The organism is Demequina soli (assembly GCF_000971195.1).
Lineage (GTDB): Bacteria > Actinomycetota > Actinomycetes > Actinomycetales > Demequinaceae > Demequina > Demequina soli.
In genome coordinates this window covers 118,718-130,315 of sequence record NZ_BBLZ01000002.1, presented here as the reverse complement: position 1 = coordinate 130,315, position 11,598 = coordinate 118,718, and the positions used below count along the sequence as shown (strand labels likewise).

General features: G+C 73.1%; 10 protein-coding genes and 2 pseudogenes. 8 read left to right on the top strand and 4 right to left on the bottom strand.

Annotation, left to right across the window (positions count from 1 at the left end; all coding sequences use genetic code 11):
• Positions 1-4: 4 nt before the first annotated feature.
• The 3 genes from AOM04_RS04025 (at position 5) to AOM04_RS04015 (ending at position 3,148) form a co-directional block, all read left to right on the top strand.
• The gene (locus tag AOM04_RS04025; RefSeq protein ID WP_062462739.1) at positions 5-1,645 is read left to right on the top strand and encodes an ABC transporter permease; all 1,641 of its coding nucleotides are present in this window, start codon (positions 5-7) and stop codon (positions 1,643-1,645) included.
• Positions 1,642-2,292 carry an ABC transporter ATP-binding protein gene (locus AOM04_RS04020; protein WP_062462736.1) on the top strand — a complete coding sequence of 217 codons (651 nt, stop codon included), beginning with the start codon at positions 1,642-1,644 and terminating at the stop codon, positions 2,290-2,292. The genes AOM04_RS04025 and AOM04_RS04020 overlap by 4 nt, the downstream gene beginning before the upstream one ends.
• 175 nt (positions 2,293-2,467) lie before the next feature.
• Positions 2,468-3,148: a GNAT family N-acetyltransferase gene (locus AOM04_RS04015; RefSeq protein WP_062462734.1), complete on the top strand. Its 681-nt coding sequence runs from the start codon at positions 2,468-2,470 to the stop codon at positions 3,146-3,148.
• A 112-nt stretch (positions 3,149-3,260) separates the two neighbouring features.
• Here the strand turns inward: AOM04_RS04015 and AOM04_RS04010 are convergent, their stop codons facing one another.
• On the bottom strand, positions 3,261-3,743 hold the full coding sequence (locus AOM04_RS04010; protein WP_062462731.1) for a rhodanese-like domain-containing protein: 483 nt from the start codon (positions 3,741-3,743) through the stop codon (positions 3,261-3,263).
• 277 nt (positions 3,744-4,020) lie between these two features.
• On the opposite strand from AOM04_RS04010, the gene dnaK reads away from it, so the two are divergent.
• From dnaK to AOM04_RS03990, 4 genes are all read left to right on the top strand, one after another.
• Positions 4,021-5,871, top strand: a complete 1,851-nt coding sequence (gene dnaK, locus AOM04_RS04005; RefSeq protein WP_062462727.1) for a molecular chaperone DnaK — start codon at positions 4,021-4,023, stop codon at positions 5,869-5,871.
• A gap of 82 nt (positions 5,872-5,953) precedes the next feature.
• Complete coding sequence (gene grpE / locus AOM04_RS04000) at positions 5,954-6,505, top strand: nucleotide exchange factor GrpE (RefSeq protein WP_062462724.1); 552 nt, start codon at positions 5,954-5,956, stop codon at positions 6,503-6,505.
• Positions 6,506-6,521: 16 nt separating this feature from the next.
• Positions 6,522-7,475 carry a DnaJ C-terminal domain-containing protein gene (locus tag AOM04_RS03995; protein ID WP_062462722.1) on the top strand — a complete coding sequence of 318 codons (954 nt, stop codon included), beginning with the start codon at positions 6,522-6,524 and terminating at the stop codon, positions 7,473-7,475.
• A gap of 55 nt (positions 7,476-7,530) precedes the next feature.
• The gene (locus AOM04_RS03990; protein ID WP_062462719.1) at positions 7,531-7,944 is read left to right on the top strand and encodes a heat shock protein transcriptional repressor HspR; all 414 of its coding nucleotides are present in this window, start codon (positions 7,531-7,533) and stop codon (positions 7,942-7,944) included.
• A gap of 31 nt (positions 7,945-7,975) precedes the next feature.
• On the opposite strand, the gene AOM04_RS03985 is transcribed toward AOM04_RS03990, so the two are convergent.
• Together AOM04_RS03985 and AOM04_RS03980 are read right to left on the bottom strand one after the other, a co-directional pair.
• Positions 7,976-8,587 carry a TetR/AcrR family transcriptional regulator gene (locus AOM04_RS03985; protein WP_062462715.1) on the bottom strand — a complete coding sequence of 204 codons (612 nt, stop codon included), beginning with the start codon at positions 8,585-8,587 and terminating at the stop codon, positions 7,976-7,978.
• A gap of 129 nt (positions 8,588-8,716) precedes the next feature.
• Entirely contained in the window at positions 8,717-9,490 is a 774-nt protein-coding gene (locus tag AOM04_RS03980; RefSeq protein ID WP_062462712.1) for a hypothetical protein, read from the bottom strand.
• 162 nt (positions 9,491-9,652) lie between these two features.
• Between AOM04_RS03980 and AOM04_RS15085 the strand changes: the two are divergent.
• Positions 9,653-10,345: pseudogene (locus AOM04_RS15085) on the top strand (RNA polymerase sigma factor); the annotation flags it as partial.
• A gap of 328 nt (positions 10,346-10,673) precedes the next feature.
• Here the strand turns inward: AOM04_RS15085 and AOM04_RS15080 are convergent.
• Positions 10,674-11,282 (bottom strand): annotated as a pseudogene (locus tag AOM04_RS15080) (hypothetical protein); the annotation flags it as partial.
• Positions 11,283-11,598 lie beyond the last annotated feature (316 nt).

Below are 11,598 nucleotides of genomic sequence, written 5' to 3'. Positions count from 1 at the left end.
CCCCGTGAAGCCCTGGCCCGCGAGCGCCCGCCTCTGGTGGGCGCTCGCGGGCGTGCCCGTGCTCTTCCTCGGGCTGTTCTTCCTGTGGCCGGCCGGCACCGTGATCGTGCGCGGCCTGCTGGGCGACGACGGGTTCGGCGGGGGCGACCTCGCGGGCGCGCTCGAGGTGCTGACCCGGTCGCGCACGCTCCACGCCATCGGCACGACCGTGGTGCTGGCGGTGCTGGGCACGCTCGGGTCGCTGCTGCTCGGGATCCCCACCGCGTGGGCGCTCTCGCGCTTCTCGTGGCGCGGCGCGCGGACCGTGCGCGCCCTCGTCACCGTGCCGTTCGTGCTGCCGACCATCGTGGTCGCGGCCGCGTTCTCGGCCCTGTTCTCGCGCTCGGGCCTGCTCGGCGGCCTCGGGCTCGACCAGTCGATGGCGGCCATCGTGCTGGCGCTCGTGTTCTTCAACATCTCCGTGGTCGTGCGCATCGTCGGCGGCGCGTGGGAGTCCCTGTCCCCGCGCATGGACGATGCGGCGCGCACCCTGGGCGCCTCGCCCGCCCGGGCCCTCGCCCGGGTGACGCTGCCCGCGCTGCGCCCGGCCATCGCATCGGCGTCCGCGGTGGTGCTGCTGTTCTGCTCGACCTCGTTCGCGCTCGTGCTGGTGCTCGGCGGGTCCCGCATCCGGACCGTCGAGACCGAGATCTACCTGCAGGTCAACCAGTTCCTCGACCTGCGCGCGGCGGCCGTGCTCGCGCTCGTGCAGGTGGTGTTCGTCGGCATCGCGCTGTGGGTGAGCGCGCGGGCGCGGGCGCCCCGCCCCCCGGCCGCCGTCGAGCCCGCGCGGGCGCCGCGGGGCCGCGAGCGCGCCGGGATCGCCCTCGCCCTCGGGCCCACGCTGCTGCTGCTCGCGCTGCCGGCGCTCGCGCTGGTCGAGCGCTCCCTGCGGACCGTCGACGGCTACGGCCTCGACCACTACCGCGACCTGTTCGGGGATCCCCCGGCCCGGTCGACCCTGTCCGCACCCGTGTGGCACGCGGCGGTGACGTCGCTGCTCACCGCGGCCGTGGCGACCGCGATGGCCGCCGTGGTCGGGCTCGTGACCGCTGTGCTGGTGTCGCGTCGCGCGCGACGGGCCTCCGCGCTCGAGTCGCTGGTGATGCTGCCGCTGGGCGTGTCCGCGGTGGTGGTGGGCCTGGGCGTGCTGCTCACGCTCAATCGGTCCGTGCTCGGCGTGGACCTCCGCGGCTCCTGGTGGCTGGTGCCCGTGGCGCAGGCGGTGGTCGCGCTGCCGCTCATGGTGCGCGCGCTCGTGCCGGCCGCCCGGGCGATCGACCCGCGCCTGCGCGCGGCCGCCGCGACCCTCGGGGCGTCGCCGTGGCGGGTGCTGTGGCGCGTGGACGCGCCGCTGCTGCGGTCGGCGACCGCCGCGTCGCTCGCGTTCGCGTTCGCGATCGCGATGGGCGAGTTCGGCGCCACCGCCTTCGTGGCGCGCCCCGACCGGCCCACGCTGCCCACCGCGATCGCGCGCCTGCTGTCCCGCCCCGGCATCGACAATGTGGGCATGGCCTTCGCCGCGTCCGTCCTGCTCGCCGCCCTCACGGCGGCCGTCATGCTCGCCTCCGAGCGCCTGCGCACCACCGTCGGGGCGGAGATATGAGCGGGCTGTCGGTGCACGATGCGCGGGTGACCTACCCGGGCCGCCCGCCCGTCGATGCCGTGCGTGGGGTGTCGTTCGACGTCGGCCCCGGCGAGACGGTCGCGCTGCTCGGGCCGTCGGGATGCGGCAAGTCGTCGCTGCTGTCCGCCGTCGTGGGCGTCACGCCGCTGGCCGGTGGCTCCATCTCGTGGGACGGCGCGAACCTCGCGCGGGTGCCGGTCCACCGCCGCGGCTTCGGGCTGGTGTTCCAGGACGGCCAGCTGTTCCCGCACCTCACCGTGGGCGCGAACATCGCCTTCGGGCTCGAGATGGCGGGGGTCTCGCGGCCGGCGCGCGAGGCGCGGGTCGAGGAGCTGCTGACCGTCGTGGGGCTGTCCGGGCTCGACGCCCGCGCGGTCACCGAGCTCAGCGGCGGCCAGCGCCAGCGCGTCGCGCTCGCCCGCTCGCTCGCCCCGCGCCCGCGCCTGCTCGCGCTCGACGAGCCGCTGTCCTCCCTCGACGCCGACCTGCGCGCGCGCCTCGCGGTCGAGGTGCGCGACATCCTGCGCGCCTCGGGCACCACGGGGCTGCTCGTCACGCACGACCCGGCCGAGGCCGAGGTCATGGCGGACCGGGTGCTGCGCATGGAGGACGGGCTGCTCGTCTGAGCCTGGCCGTCGTGCCGCCCCTGACCCTGACCCTGACCCCCAGGCCCTCCTCCACACAGGATCTGCAGTTGGCGGCGCCCTGGTCGGGCTTCACCACGCGAAGTGCATCGCGGGAGCGGTCACAGCAGCGGCGGTGTGTGGAACGAGGTCATGGCGACGCGGGACAATCGTTGCCATGTCCCTCTCCGAGCTCGATCACCCCGCCTTCCACGCCCTGTCCGGCGCGCATCGTCCCCTCGCGATCCGCCAGGGCGAGGCCGCCCGCTACCTGCCGACCGTCGCCGTCTTCGCCGCGGTCCCGCCGGCGCCGACCTCGACGGACTGGGACGACCTCGCCGCGATCGCGGGCCAGGACGAGCTGATCCTCTTCGGCACGCCGCAGGACCTCCCGGCGGGCTGGAACGAGCTCGGCCGCTTCGACGTGGTCCAGATGATGGCGCCCGAGGGCTTCGGGCGGATCCACGACGACGTGGTCCGCCTCACCGCGGACGACGCCGCCGAGATGGTCGCGCTGGTCGAGGAGGCGCGCCCCGGTCCGTTCTTCTCCGAGACCCACCGGATCGGCGCCTACTACGGCATCAAGGAGGACGGACGCCTGGTCGCGATGGCCGGCGAGCGCCTCACCACGCCGTCGTGGACCGAGATCAGCGCCGTGTGCACGCGCGACTCGCACCGCGGCCGCGGCCTCGCGACGCGCCTCATGGAGGTCGTCGGGCACGGCATCGGCGAGGCGGGGCGACGCGCGTTCCTCCACACCGGCGCGGGCAACACGACGGCGCTGCGCCTGTACGAGCACCTCGGCTTCGAGCGCCGCGACTGCGACAACGTGGTGCAGCGGGTCAAGGTCGCCGGCTGACGGGCAGCCGACCCGTGATCCACCCCAACCGCCGTATGGATCGACGCTCGCGCACCATCCACCTTGGTCCGCGTGATGCCGCGGCGATCGATGCGCCGGTTCGGAACGGGGCTCAGCAGTCGCAGGCGATCCGGCTCCCGGCCACGGGCAGCGGCGACGTGAGCGGGTCCACGGGGTAGGTGACGTCGACCGTCTCCCCGTCGGGCCCGACCGCGTCGACCGGGAGTCCCTCGCGCGCCCAGTACTCGAAGCCGCCGATCATCTCCTTCACCTCGTAGCCCAGCTCCGAGATGATCAGCCCGGCGCGGGTCGCGCCGTTGCAGCCGGGACCCCAGCAGTAGACGACGAAGCGCGAGCCCACGGGGTACTCCGCGGGGATGCGCATCGGCATGTCGGGCTTGGGGATGTGGACGGCGCCGCGCGCGTGGCCCTGGTCCCACGCCTCCTGGGAGCGCGTGTCGACCAACACGAGCCCCGGCTCCCCCGCCTCGAGCGCGGCGTGCGCATCCGACACGTCGGTCTCGAAGGCGAGCCGCGCGGCGAAGTGGGCGCGGGCGGCGGCGAGGTGCGCGGCCAGGTCGGGGGCGGTGTCCATGCGGCAAGCCTAGGGACCGGCCAGTCGACTGCCAATGACAAATGTGGCGCGTGGGACTCGCGCGGCCGGCGCGCTCCGCGCGCCCCGCGCGCCCGTCCCACCTGCCACATTTGTCATTGGGAATCGTCAAACCTGGGAAGTTGAGCAGAGTCCGCTCAACTTTGCACCGCCCGGCTTGACAGCCCCCATCGACCGACATAAGTTGAGTGATGGTCGCTCAAGTCCTGAGCGAGACAGTTGACCGCGGCGCAGGCCGCGACTGGAGGAAGAAGCAGACATGGCACGTGCAGTAGGTATCGACCTCGGCACCACCAACTCCGTGGTGTCGGTCCTCGAGGGTGGCGAGCCCACCGTCATCGCGAACGCCGAGGGCGCCCGCACCACCCCGTCGGTGGTCGCGTTCTCGAAGACCGGCGAGGTCCTCGTCGGCGAGATCGCCAAGCGTCAGGCCGTCACCAACGTCGACCGCACCATCGCGTCGGTCAAGCGCCACATGGGCACGGACTGGTCGAAGGAGATCGACGACAAGAAGTACACGCCGCAGGAGATCTCGGCGCGCATCCTCGGCAAGCTCAAGCGCGACGCCGAGGAGTACCTGGGCGAGAAGGTGACCGACGCGGTCATCACCGTCCCGGCCTACTTCAACGACCACGAGCGTCAGTCGACCAAGGAGGCCGGCGAGATCGCGGGCCTCAACGTCCTGCGCATCGTCAACGAGCCCACCGCCGCGGCCCTCGCGTACGGCCTCGACAAGGGCAAGGAGGACGAGCACATCCTCGTCTTCGACCTCGGCGGCGGCACGTTCGACGTGTCCCTCCTCGAGGTCGGCAAGGACGACGACGACTTCTCGACCATCCAGGTCAAGGCCACCGCGGGCGACAACCGCCTCGGCGGCGACGACTGGGACCAGCGCATCGTCGACCACCTCATCAAGGAGGTCAAGAACACCGAGGGCGTGGACCTGTCCAAGGACCGCTCCGCCGTCCAGCGCCTCCGCGAGGCCGCCGAGCAGGCCAAGAAGGAGCTGAGCTCCGCGCAGCAGACCACCATCTCGCTGCAGTACCTCTCGATCGGCGAGAACGGCCCCGTCCACCTCGACACCAAGCTCACCCGCGCGCAGTTCCAGCAGATGACCTCGGACCTGCTCGACCGCACCAAGGCGCCGTTCCACCAGGTGATCAAGGATGCCGGCATCAAGCTGTCGGACATCGACCACGTGCTGCTCGTCGGCGGCTCGACCCGCATGCCGGCCGTCGCCGACGTGGTGCGCGAGCTCACCGGCGGCAAGGAGCCCAACAAGGGCGTCAACCCGGACGAGGTCGTCGCCGTGGGCGCCGCGCTGCAGGCGGGCGTCATCCGCGGCGAGCGCAAGGACGTCCTGCTCATCGACGTCACGCCGCTGAGCCTGGGCATCGAGACCAAGGGCGGTGTCATGACCACCCTGATCGAGCGCAACACCGCGATCCCGACCAAGTCGTCGGAGGTCTTCTCCACCGCCGAGGACAACCAGCCCTCCGTGCTGATCCAGGTCTACCAGGGCGAGCGTCAGTTCGCGCGCGACAACAAGCTGCTCGGCACCTTCGAGCTCTCGGGCATCGCGCCGGCCCCGCGCGGCGTGCCGCAGATCGAGGTCACCTTCGACATCGACGCGAACGGCATCGTCCACGTCCACGCGAAGGACCGCGGCACGGGCAAGGAGCAGTCCATCACCGTGTCCGGCGGCTCGGCCCTGTCCAAGGACGACATCGAGCGCATGGTCAAGGACGCCGAGGAGCACGCGGAGGAGGACAAGAAGCGCCGCGAGGCCGCCGAGGTCCGCAACAACGCCGAGACCTTCGCCTACTCGACCGAGAAGATCCTGTCCGAGAACGAGGACAAGGTCCCCGCCGAGGTGGCCGAGGACGTCAAGTCCGCGATCGCCGACGTCAAGACCGCCCTCGAGGGCGACGACACCGACGAGGTCAAGGCCAAGCACGAGGTGCTGGTCGAGAAGGCCCAGAAGATCGGCGAGGCCGTCTACGCGTCGCAGCAGGCCGAGGCCGCCGCGGGCGAGGGCGCCTCGGAGCAGGCCGCGTCGGACGACGACGTGGTCGACGCCGAGATCGTCGACGACGAGGACACCAAGTAACGAGGCACGACGGCGGGCGGCGGCGCAGGATCCACGAGGATCGCGCGGCCGCCCGCCCTCGGCGCTTCACGGGAAGGCAGCCATGACCGAGAACCAGAACGAGACCCCTGACGAGCCGCAGGACGATGCGCTGGCCCAGGCCGAGCGGATCCTGAACGAGAGCGCGGCGGACCTCGCGGCCGACGAGGCCGGCGCCGATGACGCGCTGGGCCAGGCCGAGCTCAAGGCCGCGGAGCACCTCGCGGACCTCCAGCGCCTCCAGGCCGAGTACGTCAACTATCGCAAGCGTGTCGACCGCGACCGCGAGCTGATCGGCACCAACGCGACCGCCAAGGCCGTCGAGGCGCTCATCCCCACGCTCGACGACATCGCAGCCGCGCGCGAGCACGGCGACCTCGCCGAGGGCCCCTTCGCGGCCATCGCGGCGAAGCTCGAGGCGGCGCTCGCCGGCCTGGGCTGGTCGTCCTACGGCGCCGCGGGCGACGTGTTCGACCCGCAGCTGCACGAGGCGCTCATGTCGCAGCCGAGCACCGAGGTGACCGAGCCGACCGTCCAGCACGTCGCCCAGCCCGGCCACAAGGTCGGCGAGCGCGTGCTGCGCCCGGCCCGCGTCATCGTCGCGCAGCCCGAGTAGGACGGAGGGAGGCGTCATGGCAAGCCAGGACTGGTTCAACAAGGACTTCTACAAGGCGCTCGGCGTCTCCAAGGACGCCTCGCAGGACGACATCAAGAAGGCGTACCGCCGCCTCGCCCGCGACCTGCACCCGGACCGCAACCCCGACGATGCGTCGGCGGAGCAGCGGTTCAAGGACGTGGGCGAGGCGTACGCCGTCCTCTCCAGCGAGGACGACCGCCGCCAGTACGACCAGATCCGCGCGATGGGCGGCGGCGCCCGCTTCCAGGCGGGCGGCCCCGGCGGGGCCGGCAACTTCGAGGACATGCTCGGCGGCATGTTCGGCGGGGGCGGCGGCAACGTGCGCTTCCAGACCGGCGGCGGCGGATTCGAGGACATCCTCGGCGGGCTCTTCGGCGGCGGCGGCTTCAACCGCGGCCCGCAGAAGGGCGGCGACATCGCCGCCGCGACCGAGGTGTCGTTCCGCGACGCCGCGTCCGGCGCGACCGTCACGCTGGGCATGGACGGCGGCCGCATCTCGACGCGCCTGCCCGTCGGCGTGAAGGACGGCCAGCGCATCCGCGTGCCCGGCAAGGGACGCCCCGGCTCGAACGGCGGCCCCGCGGGCGACCTCATGCTCACCATCCACGTGCAGCCGCATCCGGTCTTCACCACGGACGGGCTCAACCTGCGCATGCGCCTGCCGGTCCGCTTCGACGAGGCCGCGCTCGGCGCACAGGTCGAGGTGCCGACCCTCGGGGGCGAACGCGTGAAGGTCAAGGTGCCCTCGGGCACCCAATCCGGCACGACTCTGCGGGTCAAGGGCAAGGGCCTCACCTCGAAGAAGGGCACCGGCGACCTGCTGGTGACCGTCGAGGTGGCCGTGCCGCACAAGCTGTCGCGCGACGCGAAGAAGGCGCTCGAGGCGCTGTCCGAGACCCTCGGCGGCGACGACCCGCGCGCCGACCTGTACCGCGACGCCTCGCGGTAGGCCTCACAACAGGGACGATGCACGCCCGCTAGCGTGGGCGCGAAGGAGGTGGACCGTGGAGCAGCCCGACGTCGACGAGCCCGTGTTCCTCATCTCCGCGGCCGCGGAGCTCGCAGGCATGCACGCCCAGACGCTGCGCCAGTACGACCGCCTCGGCCTCGTGGTGCCGCGCCGCCGCCCGGGCGGCGGCCGCCGCTACTCGCTGCGCGACGTCGCCACGCTGCGCGAGATCCAGCGCATGAGCCAGGAGGAGGGCATCAATCTCGCCGGCATCAAGCGCATCCTCCACCTCGCGCACGAGGTGCGCCGCCTCGAGACCGAGGTCGAGCGCCTGCGCCCGCGCGCGGACACCGGCTCGCGCATCTTCACCACCGGCCCGACGGGCAACGTGGTGATCGTCGAGCGCGGCCGTCGCGCGCGCCGCGACGAGGGCCGCGCCGTCGTGGTGTGGACGGGCGTCGGCGACTAGCGCATCGTCCGCGGGCCCGGCCTCGCCGCCGTCAGCGGGAGGCGAGCAGCGTCGCGCGCGCGATCTCGGCGTCGAGCGGCACGGCCAGGTCGAGCCGCTCGAAGTCGGCCGTCTCGGGCGTCGCGTACGCGCGACGCATCAGCTCGATCGTGACGTGGCCGTGCACGCAGGACCACATGCGCATCGCCGACTCGTTCCACACGGCCGGGTCCGCGTCCGCGCTGTCGAGCGCGGCGGCGACGCGGGCACGATGCGCGTAGAACGTGTCCCACGTGCGCTCGCGGGTCGCGTCGGACGGCTCGTAGCCGGCGATGCCGGGCATGAACATCGTCTGGAACTGCGTGGCCTGCCCCATCGCCCAGGCGCGGTACGCCTCGGCGACGGCGACGAGGCCGTCGCGGCCCCCGCCCGCGAGCGTCCAGGCGGCGGCGAGCTCCTGGTCGAGCGCGTCGAAGCCCTGCTCGACGACGGCGTCGATGAGGCCCGACTTGCCGTTGAAGTGCGTGTACACGCCCATCGTCGAGCAGCCCGCCGCCTTCGCCACGGCCCGCACGGTGAGCCCGTTGGCGCCCTGCGTCGCGACGATGCTGAGAGCGCTCTCAAGGAGGCGGGTACGGAGGTCCGGGACGGGGTTCTCAAGCATGGCTTAATGATAGGTGAATCACGAACTTTTGCCGTGCGTTATCGGCGTGGATCCGCCGCCGGATCCCCGGGGAGTACCGCGGGGGGCCGGCACCGCCCTCAGCTCGGTGCCGACCCCCCGCCTCCCCCCTCAGCGGTGAAGCGAATCGACCAGCTCGACCGCGTAGTCGTGGCCGTCCGGAAGGGACTCGATCCACACCCGCGGCGGCTGCCGCATGAGGTTGCCGACGCGCATCTGCACGGCGCGTCGGGAGATCTGGTCGCGGAGCTCGGCGACGCCGCGACCCATGTCGGGGCCGCGCTCGACGAGCACCGCATACAGGCCGTCCGACAGGCGCGCCATCGGGTGCCCCTTGCCGTACGCGTCGCGCAGCGACTGGCCGATGGCGGCGTTGCGCGCCATCCGGTGCCACGGGTCGGTGTTCGCCGCGGCCACGTCGACGAGCACGAGCGCGTGCGACGACGAGACGACGCTGCCCGCGCGCTCCGCCGTGCCGTACAGCTCGCCCAGGCGGGCGACGAGGTAGTCGTTGGTGCCGAGTCCCGACTCGGGGTCGCTCATCACGGGGACGACGCGGTTGGCCGCGTCCCCCTCGGTCCACCCCTCGCACAGGGCCCGGATCGAGCGGATCGGGGCGGACTCGAAGCCGGCGGCGCGGAACAGCACCGCCATGTCGTCGATGGCCTCGGTGATGCCGACGCCGGCGAGCGCGCGGGCCTCGCCCAGGCGGTAGGCGGCGGGCGCGGTGTCGAGGCGGCCCTCGAGCGCCTCCGCGAGCGCCTCCGCGGCGGGGGTGAACCAGTCGCCCGGTCGGCGCCACACGGTGCCGAGGCTCGCGGCCTCCCACCGGCGCAGCAGCGGCAGCGCAGGGGCCGCGCCCGGGATGTTCACCTCGCTCGTCATGCCCCATGAGAGGGAGGGCGCACGGCGTTATGACGCGGTTCCGCGAAGATTTTTCGGACGAACCCCGCCGAAGGGTGTGACGTTGGCCTCATCCGCCTTGCCCCGTTCCTTCCCCACCAGGAACAATGCCCCTACTTGTCCGGCTACGGGAGTGACCACGGAATGTCGCAGGAGGCGTTGTCGCTCTGGACGGAGACGTCCAGCGACCCTGAGCTGATCGCCGGTGTGCGCGCCGGCGACCCGGCCGCCTTCGGCGTGCTCTACGAGCGCCACTCGGACGCCGCCCGCAAGGTCGCGCAGCAGTACACCAACAGCGCCGCCGACGCGGAGGACGTGGTCTCCGAGTCCTTCTCGCGCATCCTGCGCGCGCTGCAGCAGGGCGACGGCCCCGACCTCGCGTTCCGCGCCTACCTGTTCACCATCGTGCGCCGCACCGGGCTCGACGTGATCGAGAAGGCGAACCGCGCGCGGCCCCGCGACGACATGTCGCCGTACGAGTCGGCGCTCGGGTACCAGGGCGGCTCCGACGAGCCCGCGCTCGACACGTTCGAGCAGTCGATGGTCGCCGACGCCTTCCGCTCGCTGCCCGAGCGCTGGCGTGCCGTGCTCTGGTACACCGAGGTCGAGAAGAAGAGCCCCAAGGACATCGCGCCCCTGCTGGGCCTGTCGGCCAACGGCGTCGCGGCGCTCGCCTACCGCGCGCGCGAGGCCCTCCGCCAGGCGTACCTCCAGCAGCACCTGAGCGCCGCCGACACCGTCAACTGCCTCGAGGCGAACGCCCAGCTCGGCTCGTACGTGCGCGGCGGGTTGAGCAAGCGCGAGCACACGCGCGTCGACGAGCACGTCCGCTCGTGCGAGAAGTGCGCGGCGCTCGTCGCCGAGCTCGAGGACGTCAACCGCGGCCTGCGGGCCGTCATCGCCCCCCTGTTCCTCGGCCTCCTGGGCGTCAAGGCGCTCGAGGGCGGGCTGCCGGTCGGCGGCGCGCTCGGCGAGGGTGCCGTCGCGGCGTCCGGAGCGGCCGGGGGTGCCGCGGGCGCCGGCGGCGCGGCCGGAGGCGGCCTCGGCGGGACGATCGCGGGCGGCATCGCGGCGGTGGCCAACGGGCTCGCGGCGATCGCGCTGCCCGTCGCGGCGACGCTCGGCGTCGTGTCGCTCGTCATGACCGGCGCGAGCGTGGTCGGCATCATCGGCCAGGGCTCGCACGGCGGCTCGGGCGCGGAGTCCGCGACCGGCATCGAGGCCCCGGCGGGCCAGGACGCCACGCCCGGGTCCGGGGACGATGCGGCGAGCCCCTCCCCGTCGACGGGCGCCTCCGTCGCTCCTTCCGTGGCGCCCTCGGTCGCGCCTTCCGCCGACACGTCGGCGGGCGACGGCGCGTCGACCGGGTCCTCCGGCGCGGCGGTGAACGGCACCGCGCCGGCGGCCGTCCAGGGTGCCCTCGCCGGCACCGGATCGACCGGCGGCACCGGATCGACCGGCGGCGATGGATCCACGGCTGGCTCGGGGTCGACCGGCGGGTCGACTGGTGGCGGTTCCACGGGTGGCGGCACCGGCGGTGGCTCCACGGGTGGCGGCACCGGCGGTGGCTCCACGGGCGGAGGCACCGACGGTGGCTCCACGGGCGGAGGCACCGACGGTGGCTCCACAGGCGGAGGCACCGACGGCGGCTCCACAGGCGGAGGCACCGGTGGGACCGACACCGGTGGGACCGACACCGGTGGGACCGACACCGGTGGGACCGACAACGGCGGAACCGACAACGGCGGAACCGACAACGGCGGAACCGACAACGGCGGAACCGACAACGGCGGAACCGACAACGGCGGAACCGACAACGGCGGGACCGACAACGGTGGGACCGACAACGGTGGGACCGACAACGGCGGGACCGACAACGGCGGAACCGACAACGGCGGGACCGACAACGGCGGGACCGACAACGGCGGCAGCACGGGCACGATCGCGCTGTCGATCGGCGCGGCGCCCCTCGACTACCTGACGATCGCGCGCACGTCCCCCTCGGTGACCATGACCCTCGCCAACGACGGCGACGCGGCGGCCGACGACCTGGCCGCGAGCATCGTCCTCCCTGCGGGGCTGGCGTTCGC